Origin of the sequence: Bradyrhizobium liaoningense, assembly GCF_018130825.1 — a bacterium.
Classification (GTDB): domain Bacteria; phylum Pseudomonadota; class Alphaproteobacteria; order Rhizobiales; family Xanthobacteraceae; genus Bradyrhizobium; species Bradyrhizobium liaoningense_B.
On record NZ_JAFCJS010000008.1, the window covers coordinates 54,661 to 73,924 of the forward strand.

General features: G+C 65.3%; 16 protein-coding genes and 1 other RNA gene. 6 read left to right on the top strand and 11 right to left on the bottom strand.

The window, feature by feature from the left end; translation table 11 throughout:
- Window positions 1-89: 89 nt before the first annotated feature.
- Complete coding sequence (locus JQ603_RS29510; RefSeq protein ID WP_212344802.1) at window positions 90-1,217, top strand: AAA family ATPase; 1,128 nt, start codon at window positions 90-92, stop codon at window positions 1,215-1,217.
- Between the two features lie 437 nt (window positions 1,218-1,654).
- Here JQ603_RS29510 and JQ603_RS29515 read toward each other — a convergent pair whose 3' ends face one another.
- The 8 genes from JQ603_RS29515 to tkt form a co-directional block, all read right to left on the bottom strand.
- Entirely contained in the window at window positions 1,655-2,446 is a 792-nt protein-coding gene (locus JQ603_RS29515; RefSeq protein ID WP_212344818.1) for an inositol monophosphatase family protein, read from the bottom strand.
- Window positions 2,447-2,531: 85 nt separating this feature from the next.
- Window positions 2,532-3,614, bottom strand: a complete 1,083-nt coding sequence (locus tag JQ603_RS29520) for a tetratricopeptide repeat protein (protein ID WP_212344821.1) — start codon at window positions 3,612-3,614, stop codon at window positions 2,532-2,534.
- A gap of 8 nt (window positions 3,615-3,622) precedes the next feature.
- A complete protein-coding gene (locus tag JQ603_RS29525; RefSeq protein WP_212344829.1) occupies window positions 3,623-4,312 on the bottom strand; it encodes a thiamine phosphate synthase in 690 nt (229 codons plus the stop codon).
- A gap of 3 nt (window positions 4,313-4,315) precedes the next feature.
- Window positions 4,316-5,341 carry a class I fructose-bisphosphate aldolase gene (locus tag JQ603_RS29530; RefSeq protein ID WP_212344837.1) on the bottom strand — a complete coding sequence of 342 codons (1,026 nt, stop codon included), beginning with the start codon at window positions 5,339-5,341 and terminating at the stop codon, window positions 4,316-4,318.
- A gap of 298 nt (window positions 5,342-5,639) precedes the next feature.
- Window positions 5,640-6,707 (bottom strand): class II fructose-bisphosphate aldolase, encoded by a 1,068-nt coding sequence (gene fba, locus JQ603_RS29535; RefSeq protein WP_212344844.1) that lies wholly within the window; start codon window positions 6,705-6,707, stop codon window positions 5,640-5,642.
- A 52-nt stretch (window positions 6,708-6,759) separates the two neighbouring features.
- Complete coding sequence (locus tag JQ603_RS29540; protein ID WP_212344847.1) at window positions 6,760-7,956, bottom strand: phosphoglycerate kinase; 1,197 nt, start codon at window positions 7,954-7,956, stop codon at window positions 6,760-6,762.
- Window positions 7,957-8,100: 144 nt separating this feature from the next.
- Window positions 8,101-9,108, bottom strand: a complete 1,008-nt coding sequence (gene gap, locus JQ603_RS29545) for a type I glyceraldehyde-3-phosphate dehydrogenase (protein WP_212344850.1) — start codon at window positions 9,106-9,108, stop codon at window positions 8,101-8,103.
- Between the two features lie 148 nt (window positions 9,109-9,256).
- The gene (gene tkt / locus JQ603_RS29550) at window positions 9,257-11,242 is read right to left on the bottom strand and encodes a transketolase (RefSeq protein ID WP_212344853.1); all 1,986 of its coding nucleotides are present in this window, start codon (window positions 11,240-11,242) and stop codon (window positions 9,257-9,259) included.
- 371 nt (window positions 11,243-11,613) lie between these two features.
- Here tkt and JQ603_RS29555 point away from each other — a divergent pair, with 371 nt between their 5' ends.
- From JQ603_RS29555 to JQ603_RS29575, 5 genes are all read left to right on the top strand, one after another.
- Entirely contained in the window at window positions 11,614-11,934 is a 321-nt protein-coding gene (locus JQ603_RS29555) for a DUF4164 domain-containing protein (protein WP_020608063.1), read from the top strand.
- A complete protein-coding gene (locus tag JQ603_RS29560) occupies window positions 11,931-12,314 on the top strand; it encodes a cell division protein ZapA (protein WP_061025095.1) in 384 nt (127 codons plus the stop codon). Before JQ603_RS29555 ends, JQ603_RS29560 begins: the two co-directional genes overlap by 4 nt.
- Window positions 12,315-12,575: 261 nt before the next feature.
- A non-coding RNA gene (ssrS, locus tag JQ603_RS29565) (6S RNA) lies at window positions 12,576-12,736 on the top strand.
- 196 nt (window positions 12,737-12,932) lie between these two features.
- Window positions 12,933-13,529 carry a 5-formyltetrahydrofolate cyclo-ligase gene (locus JQ603_RS29570; RefSeq protein WP_212344856.1) on the top strand — a complete coding sequence of 199 codons (597 nt, stop codon included), beginning with the start codon at window positions 12,933-12,935 and terminating at the stop codon, window positions 13,527-13,529.
- Window positions 13,507-14,331: a TIGR00282 family metallophosphoesterase gene (locus JQ603_RS29575; RefSeq protein WP_212344859.1), complete on the top strand. Its 825-nt coding sequence runs from the start codon at window positions 13,507-13,509 to the stop codon at window positions 14,329-14,331. The genes JQ603_RS29570 and JQ603_RS29575 overlap by 23 nt, the downstream gene beginning before the upstream one ends.
- Before the next feature lie 413 nt (window positions 14,332-14,744).
- Here the strand turns inward: JQ603_RS29575 and JQ603_RS29580 are convergent, their stop codons facing one another.
- The 3 genes from JQ603_RS29580 to JQ603_RS29590 are packed head-to-tail and all read right to left on the bottom strand — an operon-like array spanning window position 14,745 to window position 18,723.
- A complete protein-coding gene (locus JQ603_RS29580) occupies window positions 14,745-16,088 on the bottom strand; it encodes a c-type cytochrome (protein ID WP_212344862.1) in 1,344 nt (447 codons plus the stop codon).
- Entirely contained in the window at window positions 16,085-18,250 is a 2,166-nt protein-coding gene (locus JQ603_RS29585) for a xanthine dehydrogenase family protein molybdopterin-binding subunit (protein ID WP_212344864.1), read from the bottom strand. Before JQ603_RS29585 ends, JQ603_RS29580 begins: the two co-directional genes overlap by 4 nt.
- Window positions 18,251-18,258: 8 nt before the next feature.
- Window positions 18,259-18,723, bottom strand: coding sequence for a (2Fe-2S)-binding protein (locus tag JQ603_RS29590; protein WP_212344866.1), 465 nt, complete (start codon window positions 18,721-18,723; stop codon window positions 18,259-18,261).
- Window positions 18,724-19,264: the final 541 nt, after the last annotated feature.

The window sequence follows — 19,264 nt, forward strand, 5'->3', positions numbered from 1 at the left end:
CTCAATCCAGACTGCACCTCTGGATTGAATGAGCATGCATTCGCACCGCAGTGCGAATGCATAGCCAACCCGCCGATTGAGAGCGTGTGATGCGTCCGACCGACGTTGCGATCTCCAACTATCGCTCCATTCGACAGCTCTCGATACCCATTCACCCCTTGTCCGTGTTCGTGGGTGAGAATGGTGTCGGCAAATCCAATCTCTACAAGTCCTTGTCGCTGTTGCGCGACGCGGCGGCAGGTCGAATAACGCGCACGATCGCCGAGGAAGGCGGATTGAATTCCGTCTGCTGGTCCGGCCTTCGCAAGAAGGGCGAAGATGGGCGACTGCGTTTGTCGGCCAGATTCGATCGTCTCAGATATTCCATTGAGCTCGGATTTCCCGGCCCGGTTGAGGCGGCATTTTCCGGCGAGCCGATGATCAAGGCTGAAAGTATCGAGGCGACGCAAGGCAAGCGAACGGTTCGACTCATGGAGCGGAAAAATTCGCTCGTCAGCGTCCGCGGCGAGAGCGGTGCCTGGAATAGCCACAAGGATGCGGTGCTGCCGTCAGAGACGGCGCTTGCGGGTTTTCCCGACGGCAAGGAATGCCCTGAAATCGACCTGATCAGAAACGCGATGCTGGGCTGGCGGTTCTATCATGACTTTCGCACCGACCCGGCGTCGCCGATACGAAAGCCGTGTCTGGCGATCACGACGCCCTCGCTCAGTGCCGATGGAAGCGATCTGGCTGCCGCTCTTGCGACCCTCTATTCCATTCGGGAGGACGCCACCGACCTGCAGGACGCGATCCAGGATGCATTCCCGGGCGCCGAGCTCCGCGCATGGGCAGAAAACGGCTTATGTGAATTTGATTTGCAGCTGGCAGATATGCCGCGGCCGTTCAAGGCCTACGAATTGTCCGATGGGACGCTGAAATACATCTGCCTGCTCGCAGTGTTCATGGGCTATCGGCTGCCGCCCTTCATTGCGCTCAACGAACCGGAGAGCAGCCTGCATCCGTCGCTGCTGGCGCCGTTGGCGCGGCTGATCGCCAGGGCATCACGCCGTGCGGACATCTGGATTGTCACGCATTCGGAACAACTGATGGAGGCATTGCGAAGCGAGAGTTCGGTCCCGCTTCGCCGGGTGATCAAGCAGAAAGGCGCCACGACCATCGAGGGCCTGACCATTGGCGGTGAATATCGCGACGAGGAATCCGACGATGACGACGCTTAGTGGTTGCAGATCGAGCCGCCGCGCTGCCGACCCAACGGTTTCGGAAGGAGCAAGTGATCCATGAGAAGCGTGGCTGCCATTGCGATCGCTTACATACTTACGGGCGCTCTCTACGTTTGGTGTGATTTCCGAAAGCCGATCGATGAGCAACCCAGCTATGTCAAGTGGGGCGGCATAGGGGTCACACTGTTTATCGTTCTCTACTGGCTCCCCGGAACGCTGTCTGCGGCCTGTCGGGGCGGCGTCTTGCGAGACTTAGCCGTTCCATGGGTAATCTTTGCTGCCCTCACCGTCGCGGGGCTTTACTTCTCAAATATATAGCTCGCCGCAGGCGGAGCATCCAGTACGCCACGGCCGTTCCGTATCCAACTGACATCTCTGAAATACTGGATCATCCGCCTTCGCGGATGATCACAGCGTGAGGCTTGGCTCTTACCTTACGCAGGCTTCCGCAAAATCTTCACCAATTCCCCGTGCACGAACTCATTCCCGCACACCACATGCCCTGTCACCAGCGGGTCGCCCGGGGTCGCGATATCGCTCACGGTGCCGCCGGCTTCGCGCACCATCAGCATGCCGGCGGCGATGTCCCAGGACTGCAGATTGCGCTCCCAGTAGCCGTCGAGGCGGCCGGCGGCGACGAAGGCGAGATCGAGGGAGGCGGCGCCGAAGCGGCGCAGGCCCGCGACGCGGTCCTGGATCGCGGTCATCTCGCGGCGGAATTCCTCGTGGTCGCCGCGGCCGATATGGGGCAGGCCGCAGGCCACCACGCATTCGTTGAGCTGGCGGCGGCCGGCGACGCGCAGGCGCTGGTCGTTGAGGAATGCGCCCTTGCCGCGCTCTGAGATGTAGAGCTCGTCATTGGCGGGGTTGTAGATCACGCCCGCGATCACCGTGCCCTCGCGGGCGAGGCCGATCGAGATCGCGAATTGCGGGATGCCGTGCAGGAAGTTGGTGGTGCCGTCCAGGGGATCGACGATCCAGGTGTGGCTCTTGTCGGTGCCCTCGCGGGTGCCACCTTCCTCGCCGATGAAGCCGTAGCCGGGACGGGCCTTGGCGAGGTCCTGGTACAGGATCTCCTCGGCGCGCTTGTCGGCGAGCGAGACGAAATTGGCCGGCCCCTTGAGCGAGACCTGGAGATGCTCGATCTCGCCGAGATCGCGCTTGAGGCTGCGGCCGGCGCGGCGCGCCGCCTTGACCATGACGTTGATAGTGGCGGAATACAGCATGTGCTCTGGGTCTTGATCGGGGGAAATGGCGCGAAATCGCGCCTGTTTGAGGGACTGGGTGCCCCGTGAGGGGCCCCGCGTCAAGTCATTTGGTCCCGAGCCATTTCTTGGCGGCGGCCTCCGCCTTGGCCCGGTCGTCGGCCGGCAGATCGGACAATTGCTTGTCGAGCTCCGGGTCGCCCTTGCCGCCGGTCTTGGCCACCAGATGCCACTTGAAGCCCTCGATCTTGTCCGCGGACGCGCCCATGCCGTTGGTCAGCACCCAGGCGAGGCGGTTCTGCGCGATGGCGCTGCCCTGGCGCGACGCCTTGCGGAGCAACGCGACAGCCGCCGGCTGGTTCTTCGGCGTGCCGGTGCCGTTGAACATGGCGATGGCGTATTCGACCTCGGCATCGACATTGTCGGCGAGCGAGGCGGCCTGGAGCAGGCGTACCGCGCGCTCGGGGTCCTTCGGCACGCCGGTGCCTTCCTTGTAGAAGGTCGCAAGCGCGTATTGCGCCTCGGGCAGGCCGGCGTCGGCAGCCTGGCGCAACAGCTCGGCGGAACGCTTGACGTCCTGGGGCAGGGTCTGGCCGTCGAGATAGAGCAAAGCGAGGTTATAGGCCGCCTTGGGCTCGCCGAGCTTGGCGGCGGAGGCCATCAGCTTGACTGCCTCGCCCTTGTCGACCGAGCCGCCGCGGCCGGAGATGCGAAGCATGGCGAGCGCGAACATCGCCTCGCGGTCGCCGGCGTCGGAGGCGCGCTTGTACCATTCCAGCGCCTTGGCGTAGTCGCGGCGGATGCCCATGGCGTTGGAATAGAGCTCGCCCAGCATGGTCATCGCCTTGGGATCGCCGGCTGCGGCGCGGGCGGTGGCGAGCTCGAACGCCGTCTTGTACTGGCCGCGCTGGTAGGCGCCGAACACCAGATCGACACCGGGCGTGTCGGTCGGCGGCGCCGGGATCACGGTCGCGGGCAGCTGAGGTTTTGGAGATGCGGCCGGCTTGGGCGAGGCCGAAGGCTTTGGCGCCGGCGCGGCTTCTTTCTTCTTGGCGGGCGGAGGCGCCTTGGGCTTCTGCTTCTCGGCCGGGGGACTTGGCGTGGTGGCCGGCGGCGTGATCTGGAGCTGTGCGGCCGCGGGCGCCGTGAGCAGCAGCGTGGCCAGAATGGTGATGCGCGGGAGCTTCATGTCGGGCGCTAGCCGTGCTCCTGACCGGCGGTATCCTGGCCGTCAAGCGCCGCCGCATGGGCCTTCTTGATCGCAGCATCGATCTCGATCAGCGCAGTCTTGGGACCGCGCGGATCGGCCCAGATGAACTCGCCGACCAGCACGAAATCGGCGCCGCTGGCGGCGAAGTCGTAGGCCTCTTGCAGCGACGTCGCATAGCCGACGCAGGGCGGCTCGAACAGCTCGGCCCACCAGTCCAGCCGCTCGGCGATCGCCTGCGACGATGGCCGCTGGCCCTTCGCGTCGGGCTCGCCGAACAGCAAATAGTCGGCACCGATCTCGCCCGCATCCATGGAATGGTGCCGCGTCGTCAGCCCGCCGACGCCGGCGATGCGATCGGGCTTGAGCGATGGCAGCGCCTCCTTCAGCGCGGCGATGCCGGGCAGGTGTGCGCCGTCGGCGCCGCCACGTGCGACGAGCTCGGGATGGCCGTCGACGAGCAGCGCGGCGCCCGCTTTCTGCACCGGCGGCGCCAGCGTCTTGATGCGCGTGATCATGCCGCGCTGGTCGGTTTCCTTCAGCCGCAGCAGCACGGCCGCAACGTCGGCGGCGGCGAGCAGGCCCGGCAATTCAGCGACGAGCGCAGCGGGATCATCGACGACGGGCGTCGCAAGATAGAGGCGCGGCGCCGGGCGCGGCGGAGGCGGTTTGTTCGACAAGATCTAGGCTGCCTTCTTTTCCAGGCTGCTTTGCCATTCGCCCTTGGAGGCGAGGCCGTTCATGCGGGCGCGATGGCTGAAGGCGCGCTGGCCGGCCGCGACATTCTCGGCCTTGCCCGACCAGGCCTTCTGCGGCGCGGCCTGCAGCGCGCGGCCGTAGGAGAAGGTCAGGCCCCAGGGTAGCGGACCGAGCTTGTGCATGGCGTTGAGATGCGCGGTTGCCTCCTCGTCCGACTGGCCGCCGGAAAGGAAGGCGATGCCGGGGACTGCCGCCGGCACGCAGGCCTTCAGCAGCCGGATCGTCTTCTCCGCGACCTCCTCGACCGGGGCCTGCTTCGGTGATTTCTTGCCTGAGATCGCCATGTTCGGTTTCAGCACCATGCCTTCGAGCGCGACGCGCTGCACGCGCAATTCCTGGAACGTCTTGTTGAGCACGCGCTGGGTGACGTCATAGCAGCGATCGATATCGTGGTCGCCGTCCATCAGCACCTCAGGCTCGACGATCGGCACGATCTGTGCGGCCTGGCATAGCGCGGCATAGCGGGCCAGCGCATGGGCGTTGACGCTGATCGCCGTCATCGAGGGGATGCCGTTGCCGATGTCGATCACCGCGCGCCATTTGGCGAAGCGCGCGCCGCGCTCGTAATATTTCTTCAGCCGCTCGGCGAGCTTGTCGAGCCCGACGGTGACCAGCTCGCCGGGGCACATCGGTAAGCCTTGCGTGCCCTCGTCGACCTTGATGCCGGGAATGGCGCCGCTCTGCTCGATGAGCTTCACCAGCGGCGTGCCGTCCGCGGCCGTCTGCCAGATGGTCTCGTCATAGAGGATCACGCCGGAAATATACTGGCTCATGGCTTCGTTCGAGCGGAACAGCATCTCGCGATAGTCGCGGCGGTTGCCTTCCGTCGATTCCACGCCGATCGCGTCAAAGCGCTTCTTGATGGTGCCGGAGGATTCGTCGGCGGCAAGGATGCCCTTGCCTGGCGCGACCATGGCGGCCGCGATCCTGTTGAGCTCAGTCAGATTCATCGAGAGGTCCTCCCAAAACGATTCTGCCCTTGCCTGTGAAAATAGACCGTTCTCGGGCAAATTCCGAGTTAACGTTCGTCGCAGGGTAAGGGGGGAGGCTGGGTTCTTCGCCTCTCCCCGCTTGCGGGGAGAGGCCGGATTTTGCGCGTAGCGTAAAATCCGGGTGAGGGGGACTCTCCGCGAGTCCGTCTGCTACCGCCCCCGGGGAGACTCCCCCTCACCCTGACCCTCTCCCCGCAAGCGGGGCGAGGGGAAAGGATCGGCCGTGCCAGATAGGCTCAAAGCCACCACGCGATCGCTACGCGACGCGGGGGTCCAGCTCGCCCTTGGCGTAGCGCTTGGCCATCTCGGCGGTGGTCAGCACCTTCTTGATCTTGGAGGCCTGGCCTGCGGTGTTGAACTCCTGCAGGCGCTGCTTGCACAGCTTGGTCATCGCTTCCATCGCCGGCTTCAGGTACTTGCGCGGATCGAACTCTTCCGGATTGTCCTTCAGCACCTTGCGGATCTGGCCGGTCATCGCCATGCGGTTGTCGGTGTCGATGTTGATCTTACGCACGCCGTGCTTGATGCCGCGCTGGATCTCGGCCACTGGCACGCCCCAGGTCGGCTTCATCTTGCCGCCATAGGCGTTGATGATGTCCTGCAGGTCCTGCGGCACCGAGGAGGAGCCGTGCATGACGAGATGCGTGTTCGGCAGCTTGCGGTGGATCTCCTCGATCACGTTCATGGCGAGGATGTCGCCGTCGGGCTTGCGGGTGAACTTGTAGGCACCGTGAGAAGTGCCCATGGCGATCGCGAGCGCGTCGACCTTGGTCTCCTGCACGAACTTCACGGCTTCGTCCGGATTGGTCAGCAGCTGGTCGTGGCTGAGCTTGCCTTCGGCGCCGTGGCCGTCTTCCTTGTCGCCCATGCCGGTCTCGAGCGAGCCGAGCACGCCGAGCTCACCCTCGACAGAGATGCCGCCGAGATGGGCCATGTCGGTCACGGTCTTGGTGACGCCGACATTGTAGCCCCAGTCGCCCGGCGTCTTGCCGTCGGCCTTGAGCGAGCCGTCCATCATGACGGAGGTGAAGCCGGCCTGGATCGCGGTCATGCAGGTCGCGGCCTCGTTGCCGTGGTCGAGATGCACGCAGACCGGAATGTGCGGATAGATCTCGGTGACCGCGTCCATCATGTGCTTGAGCATGATGTCGTTGGCGTAGGAGCGCGCGCCGCGCGAGGCCTGGATGATGACGGGGGCGTCGACCTGGTTGGCCGCGTCCATGATCGCCAGCGCCTGCTCCATGTTGTTGATGTTGAAGGCCGGTACGCCGTAATCGTTCTCCGCCGCATGGTCGAGCAATTGACGCAACGTGATCCGAGCCATGTGTGTTTTTCTCCGTTTGGGCCTACAGGGCCGCTTGTTTCTTGCCGACGAATTACTTGGTGCGCAGGACTTCGACGCCGGGCAGGGGCTTGCCTTCCATCCATTCAAGAAATGCGCCACCGGCGGTCGAGACATAGGTGAAGTCACCGGCCACATGGGCCTGGTTGAGGGCTGCAACCGTGTCGCCGCCGCCCGCGATCGAGATCAGCTTCTTGGCCTTCGTGCGTTCGGCGGCATGCTTGGCGGCCGCCATGGTGCCGCGGTCGAACGGCTGCAGCTCGAAGGCTCCCAGCGGGCCGTTCCAGACCAGGGTTGCCGCGTCGTCGATCGCGGCCTGGACGCGCACGACCGATTGCGGGCCGACGTCGAGGATCATGCCATCGGCCGGGATCGCATCGAGGCCATAGGCGTGCGAGGGCGCGTTCGCCGCGAAATGATAGGCGACGGTGGCGTCCACCGGCAGGATGATCGCGCAGTTGGCGGCTTCCGCCTTCTCCATGATGCGCAGCGCGGTCGGCGCGAGGTCCTTCTCGGCCAGCGACTTGCCGACCGCGACGCCCTGGGCGTGCAGGAAGGTGTTGGCCATGCCGCCGCCGATCACCAGCGCGTCGACCTTGGTGACGAGGTTTTCGAGCAGGTCGATCTTGGTCGAGACCTTTGCGCCGCCGATGATGGCGATGACCGGCTTGGTCGGCGAGCCCAGCGCCTTCTCCAGCGCATCGAGCTCGGCCTGCATGGTGCGGCCGGCATAGGCCGGCAGCTTGTGGCCGAGGCCTTCGGTCGAGGCGTGGGCGCGGTGCGCGGCCGAGAACGCGTCGCTGACCCAGATGTCGCCGAGTTTTGCCAGTTCCGCGACGAAGGCGGGATCGTTCTTCTCTTCCTCTTTGTGGAAGCGGGTGTTTTCGAGACAGAGAATGTCGCCGTCGTTGAGGGCCGCCACGGCGGTGGCCGCAGGCTCGCCGATGCAGTCATCGGCAAACGCGACAGGCTTCTTCACGACCTTTGACAGCGCTTCAGCAACGGGCTTCAGCGAGTCCTTGGCATCGCGCCCCTTCGGCCGGCCGAAATGCGCGAGCAGGATGACCTTGCCGCCCTTGTCCGAGATTTCGGTGATGGTCGGCGCGACGCGCTCGAGCCGGGTTGCGTCGGTGACGCGCCCGTTGTCCATGGGCACGTTGAGGTCGACGCGCAACAGCACGCGCTTGCTCTTCACGTCGACGTCGTCGAGGGTGCGAAATTTGTTCGCCATGGGACACTCTCTCTTGTCCCGGGCGCTGCGCTGGCCGCAAAGCGGCGCGCTGCAGAACCGGGACCTACGCGGGGGACATGGGTCCCGGCTCTGCGGCGCACCGTGAAGACACGCTGCGCCGCGTCCGGGACACGAGAGTAACGCTCAGATCACCTTCGCCAGCGCGACGGCGGTGTCGGCCATGCGGTTCGAGAAGCCCCACTCGTTGTCGTACCAGGACATCACGCGCACCAGCGTGCCGTTCTGCACCTTGGTCTGGTCCTCGTGGAAGGTCGAGGAGTGCGGGTCATGGTTGAAGTCGATCGAGACGTTCGGCGCACTGGTGTAGCCGAGGATGCCCTTGAGCTGCTGCTCGCTGGCGCGCTTCATCGCCGCGTTGATTTCCTTGGCGTCGGTGGCGCGCTTGGCGACGATCTTGAGGTCGACCACCGAGACGTTCGGGGTCGGCACGCGGATCGCGACGCCGTCGAGCTTGCCCTTCAGTTCCGGCAGCACGAGGCCGATCGCCTTGGCGGCGCCGGTCGAGGTCGGGATCATCGACATCGCAGCCGCGCGACCGCGGTAGAGATCCTTGTGCAGCGTGTCCAGCGTCGGCTGGTCGCCGGTATAGGCGTGGATCGTGGTCATGAAGCCGGTCTCGATGCCGACGAGATCGTTCAGCACCTTGGCGACCGGCGCGAGGCAGTTGGTGGTGCAGCTGCCGTTGGAGACGACCAGATGATCCCTAGTCAGCGTGTCGTGGTTGACGCCGTAGACGATGGTGGCGTCGGCGCCGTCGGCGGGCGCGGAGACCAACACGCGCTTGGCGCCGGCGGTCAGGTGCGCGGAGGCCTTGTCCTTCGAGGTGAAGATGCCGGTGCACTCGAGCGCGATGTCGACGCCGAGATCCTTCCAGGGCAGCTTCGAGGGATCGCGCTCGGCGGTCACCTTGATCTTGCCGCCACCGAGGTTGATCGAGTCACCATCGACGGTCACGGTGCCGGGGAAGCGGCCATGGACGCTGTCGAAACGCAGCAGATGGGCATTGGTCTCGACCGGGCCGAGATCGTTGATGCCGACGACCTCGATGTCCTTGCGGCCTGACTCGGCGATGGCGCGCAGCACGTTGCGGCCGATGCGGCCAAAACCGTTGATTCCGACGCGGACTGCCATGTTTCGTCTCCTTCAATGCCGTTGTCGTCCCGCACAACGCGCTTCGCGCGCCTGCGTGGGTTTTTTTAGGGCGGACGCCCGGTTCGGCCGGGCGGGGGCTTGATCATATGAGACGTTACGTAGTCCTTTTTTTTGACAAGCTCAACTCTCAGCTAACGCGCTTCAGCACAGCGTTAACCGCAGCCTCGGCGGTGATGCCGAAATGCTTGTAAAGCTCCTTCGCCGGACCGCTTTCGCCGAACGAATGCATGCCGATGAATTCGCCATCCTGGCCGATCACGGCATCCCAGCCCCAGCGTACTGCGGCCTCGATTGCGATCTTCACCGGCGCATTGCCGATGATGGCGGCGCGCTTGGCTTCTGGTTGCGCTAACAAAAGCTCGAGCGAGGGCACCGACACCACCCGTGACGCGATGCCGCGTTCGGCGAGCTGCTTCTGCGCGGCAACGGCGATCTCGACCTCGGAGCCCGACGCGAACAGCGACACCTTGGCTTCGCCCTGCGCCGGAACCAGTTCATAGGCACCGGCCGCGCAAGGGTTGTCGTTCGGCGCAGTGGTGCGGAGCTGCGGCAGGTTCTGCCGCGTCAGCGCCAGCACGGTCGGACCGTCAATGCGGTTGAGCGCCAGTTCCCAGCACTCGGCCACCTCGATGGAATCGCAGGGGCGGAACACGCGCATGTTGGGCATGGCGCGAAGCGCGGCGAGATGCTCGACCGGCTGATGGGTCGGGCCGTCTTCGCCGAGGCCGATGGAATCGTGCGTCATCACATAGACGACGCCGGCGCCCATCAGCGCGGCAAGGCGCATCGCAGGACGCGCATAATCGGTGAAGACGAGGAAGGTCGCGCCGTTCGGCGCAAAGCCGCCGTGCAGGAAGATGCCGTTCATCGCAGCCGCCATGCCGTGCTCGCGGATGCCGTAATGGATGAAGCGGCCCTTCGGCGTCTTGGCGGAGAAGGCGGTCGCCGACTTCGCCTTGTTGTTGTTGGAGCCGGTGAGATCGGCCGAGCCCGCCAAAAATTCCATCGGCATTGCGGCTGCGATCGCCTCGATCGCCGCTTCCGACGATTTGCGCGTGGCGGCAACGAGCGGCTTCTCCAGCAGCTCCTTCTTGTGCGCGCGCAGCGCCTTTGCCAGCGAGGCCGGACGCTCATGGCGCAGGCGGCGCTCGAACTCGGCGCGCTTGCGGCTGCCGAGCTCACCGAGCCGTGCTTCCCATTCCTGACGCGAAGTAGCGCCGCGGCTGCCGGCTGCGCGCCAGGCCTTCAGCACGTCGTCGGCGACCGCGAACGGCTCGAGCGAGATGCCGAGATTTTCTTTTGCCGCCTTGAGCTCGTCGGCGCCGAGCGCCTCGCCGTGCACCTTCGAGGTGCCGGCCTTGTTCGGCGCGCCGAAGCCGATGGTGGTGCGGCAGGCGATCAGCGTCGGCTTGTTGGATTTTTTCGCGCGGGTGATCGCAGCGGCGATCGCGGCCTGATCCTGGCCGTCGATCTTCTCGGCGGCCCAGCCGGCGGACTTGAAGCGCTTCACCTGGTCGACGGAATCGGCGAGCGAGGTCGGGCCGTCGATCGAGATGCCGTTGTCGTCATAGAGCACGATCAGCTTGGCGAGCTTCCAGTGCCCGGCCATCGCGATCGCTTCCTGCGAGACGCCTTCCATCAGGTCGCCGTCGGAGGCGAGCACATAGGTGTGGTGATCGACGATCTTCTTGCCGAACTCGGCGGCGAGCATCTTCTCGGCGAGCGCCATGCCGACCGCGGTCGAGATGCCCTGGCCGAGCGGGCCGGTCGTGGTCTCGATGCCCTTGGTGCGGAAATTCTCGGGATGTCCGGGGGTCAGCGAATCGACCTGCCGGAACTGCTTGATCTGGTCCAGCGTCATCTCCGCATTGCCGGTCAGATACAGCAGCGAATAGAGCATCATCGAGCCGTGGCCGGCCGACAGCACGAAGCGGTCGCGGTCCGGCCAGGCGGGTGCGGTGGCGTCGAATTTCAGGAACTGCGTGAACAGCACCGTGGCGATGTCGGCGGCGCCCATCGGCAGGCCGGGATGACCCGATTTCGCCTTCTCGACAGCGTCCATCGAAAGGCCGCGGATGGCGTTGGCCATACGGGTGTGGTCGACCTGCGTCATGTCTGAAATCCGTCTGAAATGAGGCGCTTGGCGTGCACGCCCGCGCGGGGAGGGAGCCTTTCGGCTGCTGGAGGTCGGGGCTGGGATAGCACCTCAGTTCCGGGAGTCCAAGGCAATCAAACGCCCGTTTGACCGTAAAAGTTGCCTCTGTGGAGCCCGGTTTTCCCCCGGGATTGCACCGGGAGGAATTGACGGATCCGGACGATGTCCCTCCGATCTATCGGTGCACAATTTCGGGGCGGCGTTGCGCTTGGCTAGCTTGCCACGTAAATTTCTGCTTCTAACCGCTTGCCGAACCGAGTCTTTTGCCGGACGGCAAGCTCCAGGGAAAGGCCACTGGGCAAAGGCCGCCAGGTTCCGCCGCTGACTGCATGAACGATCGCGTGTCCAACAGCTCTGCCATGACGGAGTCGTCCGCCGTCGAGATCGAGATCGCGACCCGCAGACTCATGGCGGCGCTCGATGCGCTCGAAAGCGCGGTCGAGCGGCGGCGCGATGCCGATCGCGACGAGAACGAACTCGCGGCGCGAATCCAGGCATTGGGCGCGGACCGCTCGCGACTCGCCGACGAGCTCGACGGCGCGCTGGTGAAGGCGCGCAAGCTCGAGCGCACCAATCGCGAGATCTCCGACCGGCTGGATTCCGCGATCGTCACGATACGCTCGGTGCTCGATACCGGAGAGGATGGATGAGCCACATCAACGTCACCATCAACGGCCGGCAATACCGCATGGCCTGCGAGGAGGGCCAGGAGGTGCGGCTGCTCAAGCTCGCCGAAACCCTGGAGACACGCATTCAGTCGCTGCGCGGAAAATTCGGCGAGATCGGCGATGCGCGCCTCACCGTGATGGCCGCGCTGACCGTCTGCGACGAGCTGATCGACACCAGCAACCGCGTCCGCACCCTCGAGCAGGAATTGACCGAGCTCCGGGATTTCCGCAATGCCGCGGTCGAGCGCGCCCGCATGACCCAGACCGCGGTGGTGAACGCCCTGAACGCCGCGGCCGAGCGCATCGAGAAGTCGACCCAGGTTCTGAACCGGACCGTCGGCAACGGCATCGCGATCGGGTAGAACTCGATGTGATTGCGCGCCTTACCCTCCCCTGGAGGGGGAGGGTCGATCGCGCGTAGCGCGAGCGGGGTGGGGTGATCTCTCCACACGAACACTGTTGGAGGTGGAGAGACCGTCACCCCGCCCCACCCCGTTACGCATTTCGCTTCGCTGCATGCGGTGCCACCCTCCCCCTCCAGGGGAGGGTGGCACCGAGAGGGCCGCGAAAGCGACGCGCTCGCCGGGCTGGCGATTCGTCAGTATCGTTGTTACATTGCGCGGGCGAGGCTGCGACGTGCGTCAGGAGCCATATATCCCCGGGGCCTTATCGATCCTTTAGGGAACTGTCCCTGGCCGGGCCCGTGGGCCCGGACATATGGTGCCCACCTACTTTCGTAGGGAACTCCGGGATCGAGTGCTTCAACGGCGTACGCGGCTTCGCACTGTTTTCTTCTGGTTCGTGCCTGTCGAATTGCGTCCCCGACACGCTTGCGGTTCAATTGAGGCTCGGTGTCATGCCGCGGCGTCGAGGTTCTTGCACTGGCGTTTCTGCAATATCGGATCGCTCGCCCAGTGCGCGATTGCGCACGAGGCGGGGGGTGGCGGCGGAGCAGGGCTCCGCTTCGGGGGAAAACGCGCATGTCAAATACGAAAGCCGAACTCCGTGCCAAAGCCCTCGCCAAGCGCGATGCGCTGAGCGAAAAGAAGCGCACGGCAGCGGCCGCAAAGCTCGCCAAGCGCGGACTGCCGTTCGAGCTGCTGCCGGGCAGCATCGTCTCCGGCTATTCGCCGATCCGCAGCGAGATCGATCCGATGCCGCTGTTGAAGACGCTTGCGGAGCAGGGCGCCAGGCTGGCGCTGCCTTGCGTCACCACGCGCGGCAAGGCGCTGATCTTCCGCATCTTCCATCCGAACGACCGCCTGATGCTCGGCCCGCTCGGCATTCCCGAGCCGTCGCCTGCGGCGGCCGAGGTGATCCCCGATATCATGCTGACGCCGCTCGCCGCCTTCGACCGCCTCGGCCATCGCATCGGCTATGGCGCGGGGCATTACGATTTCACCTTCGCGCATTTGCGCAAGACCAAGCACATCGTCGGTATCGGCCTTGCGTTTGCAGCGCAGGAGATCGAGGCGGTTCCGGCACTATCCCACGACGTGGCGCTGGATTATGTGCTAACGGAATCGGACGTGTTCGATTTCCGGAGTTCTGAAGTTGCGCATTCTCTTCGTGGGTGACGTCGTCGGCCGTAGCGGGCGCGAGGCCGTCGCCGAATATCTGCCCGGCATGGTCAAGGACTGGTCGCTCGATTTCGTCGTTGTCAACGGCGAGAATTCGGCCGGCGGCTTCGGCATCACGGAAGCGATCTACCAGGAGTTCATCGAGGCCGGCGCCGATGCGGTGACGCTCGGCAATCACTCCTGGGACCAGCGTGAAGCCCTGGTGTTCATCGAGCGCGCCGACCGCCTGGTGCGTCCGGCGAACTATCCGCGCGGCACGCCCGGCCGCGGCGCCGCTCTGGTCGAGACCAAGAACGGCAAGCACGCCCTCGTCGTCAACGCTTTGGGCCGCGTCTTCATGACCCCGTTCGACGATCCCTTCGCCGCGCTCGAGCGCGAGCTCGGCGCCTGCCCGCTCGGCGTTGCCGCGGATGCCATCGTCGTCGATTTCCATTGCGAGGCAACCAGCGAGAAACAGGGCATCGGCTTCTTCTGCGACGGCCGCGCCAGCCTCGTCGTCGGCACCCATACGCATGTGCCGACCGCCGACCACCAGATCCTCTCGGGCGGCACCGCCTACATGACCGACGCCGGCATGACCGGCGACTACGACTCCATCATCGGCATGCAGAAGGAAGAGCCGCTGCGCCGGTTCACATCAGGGATTCCGTCGAGCCGCTTCGAGCCGGCCGCAGGCGCTGCGACGCTCAGCGGCGTCGCCGTGGAGACGGACGATGCGACGGGGCTCGCTCTGCGGATTGCACCGGTGCGCATGGGCGGAAGGCTGGAGCCGGCGACGCCGAAGTTCTGGTTGAGTTAGCTCGCGCGGCGAACACCACTGCCACCCTCCCCTGGAGGGGGAGGGTCGATCGCGCGCAGCGCGAGCGGGGTGGGGTGATCTCTCAACACGGGCAGTATCGTAGGGTGGGCAAAGGCGCACTTGCGCCGTGCCCACGATCTCTCTCCATCTTCAACAGTGCGTGGGCACGCTTCGCTTTGCCCACCCTACGATACTGGTTGAGCTAACGACGGCGGCGCGTCAAATTCAGTGTCGTCCCCGCGAACGCGGGGACCCATAACCCAAGGGAGTAGTGTGGGGCACAGCTCCCACTCCGAGTCTTCGCCAAACCACTCCCTGTGGGTATGGGTCCCGGATCTGCGCTTCGCTTCGCTGCGCTTGTCCGGGACGACGGCGGAGATTGACGTGCGATCACTCGTCAATCTCGCCTTACGCTACTCCGCCGTCTGCCCCCTCAGCTCCGCAACATCCTTCGCCGTCAGCTTCGAGCCCTTCGCACCGAACCGCGCCGTGACATAGTTCGCCACCGCCGCGATTTCGTCGTCGGTATACGCATTGCCGAACGCCGGCATCGACAGCGCACCATCAGGCGTATGCCGCTTGGTGCCCGAGATCACGATCTGCGCGACGTTGGTGGCGGCGGGGTCGTTGACGGCCCAGGTGCCGGTGAGCGTTGCCATCGGCGAGACCGGGCTCTCGCCGCTCCAGCCATGACAGCTGGCGCAGGCACTGGCGAACACTTTTTTGCCGCGCGCATCCGCTGTCACGCCCTCCTTGTGCGAGGTGGGCGCGACGGGTGCCGTTGTAGCGGGCAGGTCGGGCGAGGGCTGCGGCGGCACGCTGCGCAAGTAGGCAACGATGCTGCTGATGTCCTCGGGGGTGAACTGGCTAAAACTGTGATCGACCGCTTCGCCCATCGGGCCCGAGGCCGAGCCATGGCCCGGCGCATGGCCGAGCGACAGATACGAGATCAGATCCTGGTCGCTCCAGTTGCCGAGACCCGTCGCCTTGTCCGAGGAGATGTTGAAGGCGCGCCAGCCCGCGGTGATCGCACCGGCGAACTTCTTGCGGTTATCGAGCGCGAAGCCGAGATTGCGCGGCGTGTGACACTCGCCGCAATGCGCCAGCGCTTCGGCGAGATAGGCGCCACGATTCCATTCCGGGCTCTTCGAGGTGTCAGGCGTGAAGCGCGTGTCCGGATTGAACACCGCCGACCAGACGATCATCGCCCAGCGCTGGTTGAACGGGAACGACAGCGTATTGTCCGGTGCCTTGGCCCGCACCGCCGGCTGGCTGAACAGATAGGCCTTCACCGCCAGCACGTCCTCGTCGGTCATGAACGTGTAGGACGTGTAGGGCATCGCCGGATAGAGCCGCGCGCCGTCACGGCGCTGGCCGTGCTGGACCGCGTTCAGAAAATCCTGGTCGCTGTAATTGCCGATGCCGGTGTCCTTGTCCGGCGTGATGTTGGTCGAATAGAGCGTGCCGAACGGCAGCTTGAAGGCGAGCCCGCCGGAATAGTCCTTCTCGCCGGGCTTGGTGTGGCAGACCATGCAGTCGGCTGCCTTGGCGAGATATTCGCCGCGTTCGACCAGGCTCGCTTTCTCCAGCCTGGCCGGTACGCCCGTGGGCTTGCCGGCGCGATAGTCCGCCAGCGCCACCTTGCTGCCGCCGGCAAAGTCGAGCGGGCCGGGCCCGCGGATGATCCAGACTCCGAGTGCCACCGCGATGACGGCGATCACAATGAGGCTCGTGAGGATACGCATCTTGCCGCTCATGCCTTCTTCCCCGCAGCCAGCAGTTTCCCATCGATCGGCAGGCGCCGCAGCGCCACGCCGGTTGCCGCGTAAATCGCGTTGCGCAGTGCCGGCGGTCCGGCGTTGACGCCGGCCTCGCCGATGCCGCCGGGCGCCTCGCCGCTCTTGACGACGATCACCTCGATCTTCGGCGTCTCGTTGATGCGCATCATGCGGTAGTCGTGGAAGTTCGACTGCTGCACGCGGCCCTTGTCGATGGTGATCTCGCCATAGAGTGCGGCGGTGAGGCCGAAGATCAGGCCGCCCTCGATCTGCGCCTTCACCGTATCGGGGTTGACCGCGATGCCGGTGTCGACCACCGAGGTGATCCGGCGGAGCACGATCTCGCCGATGTCGTCGATCTCGGCCTCGACCACCGTCGCGATGAAGCTGGCGAATGACGGCTGCACGCAGACGCCACGGCCGACGCGTGCGGGCAGGGGCTGGCCCCAGCCGGATTTCTCCGCGACCTGATTGAGCACCGCGAGCATGCGCGGGTTCTTGGTCAGCATGGACTTGCGGAACTCGATCGGGTCCTTGCCGGCCTTGCGCGCGAGCTCGTCCATCGCGCATTCGACCGCGAACACGTTGTTGTTCGGGCCGACGCCGCGCCAGAAGCCCGTCGGCACCGCCGGCGGCTCGGCGCGGACATATTCGACGTGGAAGTTGGCGAAGTCGTAGGGCGCGTCGACCGCGGCGTCGATCGCGTCGATGTCGATGCCCTTCTGGAACGCCGGCGGCAGCCAGCGCGCGAGCACGGCGGAGCCGGCGACCTTGTACTTCCAGCCCGCGACCTTGCCGTCGACCAGCGACGCCGTGATCTGGTCGCGATAGACCGGACGGTAGACGTCGTGCTGGATGTCCTCCTCGCGGGTCCACACCACCTTCACGGGGTAGTCGACCTGCTTTGCGATCTTCACCGCCGCGATCACCATGTCGGGCTCGAGCTTGCGGCCGAAGCCGCCGCCGAGCAGATGGTTGTTGACGATCACCTTGTCGACCGGCAGGCCCGCGGCCTTCGCCGCCTCCGACTGCACGCGCGTCATGATCTGCGTGCCGGTCCAGATCTCGCAGGCATCCGGCCTGACGTGGACGGTAGCGTTGATCGGCTCCATCGACGCATGCGCCAGAAACGGCAGCTCGTAAGCCGCTTCGAACCTGTCGCCGCTCGCCAGCGCCTTGGCGATGTCACCGTCCGACTTGGCGATCGCGCCGTCCTTCTGGCTGGCCTTGCGCAGATCGTCCCAGATGTCTTTCGTGGTGATCTCCGCGTTCGGTCCCTCGTTCCACTCGATCTTGAGCGCTTCGAGGCCCTTCTTGGCCGCCCACATGTGGTCGCCGATCACGGCGACCATGTCGTCGAGCACCACGACCTTGCGCACGCCGGGGAGTTTTAACGCGGCGCTGTCGTCGACCTTGCCGACCTTGCCGCCGAACACGGGGCAGGCGGCCACGGTCGCGAACTTCATGCCGGGCAGGATCGCATCGATGCCGTAGACGGCCTTGCCGTTGACCTTGTCCGGCGTGTCGAGCCGCTTCAACGGCTGGCCGATGATGACGAAGTCCTTGGGGTCCTTCAGCGCGACATCCTTCGGCGGCGTCTGGCCTTGGGCTGAGAGCGCCAGCTCGCCATAGCCGAGCTTGCGGCCGCTCGCTTCATGCGCGACCTCGCCCTTCGATGCCGTGCAGCTTGCGGGCTCGACGCCCCATTGGGCGGCTGCGGCCTGCACCAGCATCGCGCGCGCGGTGGCGCCGGCCTTGCGCAGCGGCAGCCACCAGGCGCGGATCGAGTTGGAGTTGCCGGTGACCTGCAGGCCGAAGGTCGGGTTGCCGTAGAGCTTGTCGTTGGGCGGGGCGTGCTGGACCTCGACCTTGCTCCAGTCGGCATCGAGCTCTTCGGCGAGCACGGCGGAGATCGAGGTGTAGGTGCCCTGGCCCATCTCGACCTGCGGCATCATCAGCACGGTGCGGCCGGTCTCGTCGATGCGGATGAAGGCGTTGGGCGCGAACTTGCCGTCGGTCACGTCGCGTTGCGCCGGCTCGTTGGCGGCGGCGCGCAGCGGCAGATGGAAGGCGAGCAGGAAGCCGGTGGCGAGACCGCCGGTGAGAAGCGCGCGGCGGGAAAGGTTGTTGTGTGCATTCATGGCGGACCTCACGACTGCCGGCCGTTGGCCGCGTGCTTGATCGCCTCGCGGATGCGCACATAGGTGCCGCAGCGGCAGATGTTGCCGGCCATCGCGGCATCGATGTCGGCATCGTCAGGGTTGGGCGTTGCCGCCAGCAGCGCCGCGGCCGCCATGATCTGGCCGGACTGGCAATAGCCGCACTGGATCACTTCGGCCTCGAGCCAGGCCTTCTGCACCTTCGCGCCCGCAGGCGTGCTGCCGACATGCTCGATGGTGGTCACAGTGCGGTTCGCGACGGCACTGACCGGCAGCACGCAGGAGCGTACCGCCTTGCCGTCGACATGCACCGTGCAGGCGCCGCATTGGGCGATGCCGCAGCCGAACTTGGTGCCGGTCATGCCGAGGATGTCGCGCAGCACCCACAGCAAGGGCATTTCAGGTGGCGCGTCGAACGATTTCGTTTCGCCGTTGATGGTGAGAGTTGTTGCCATGTGCATCCCCTTGCTCGACGAGCGCTTGCGGCGTCGGCGATTTGCGCGCGACCATAATCATATCGATGCGCAACGATGAAGCTTCCAAATTCGCAGCAATGCATATTTGCGCGCTTAGCGCGTCAGACCATGACGTTCACGAATTTGTGCGGCGATCGCTGCAACGGTTATACGCTAAGTGATATGATAATCGTCATGTTTTGACGCATTTTTTCGTCGCGAGCGTCGATAGTCGCCGCAGACGATCGTGCGAAAGCGCAAAGCCGTGCGATGACGAAAGTCGTGCGATTGGAAAAGTCGGACGGCGAGCACGGTCGTTCGACGGGATCAATCGCAATGGCCGATTTGCCGGATAGCCGACGTGCGCGATGATGACATCATGCTCCTGTTTTGCCCGACGGAGCAACGGACTCGCAAGGCGCGTGCAGTTTGATGAGTCGAAGTCCGATCTGGCTCGGCTGACGGCATGGCACAACTCTCTCCGTTCCCTCCCCCCTTGCGGGGGAGGGGCAGGGAGAGGGGTGCCACACGGGGACTCGTT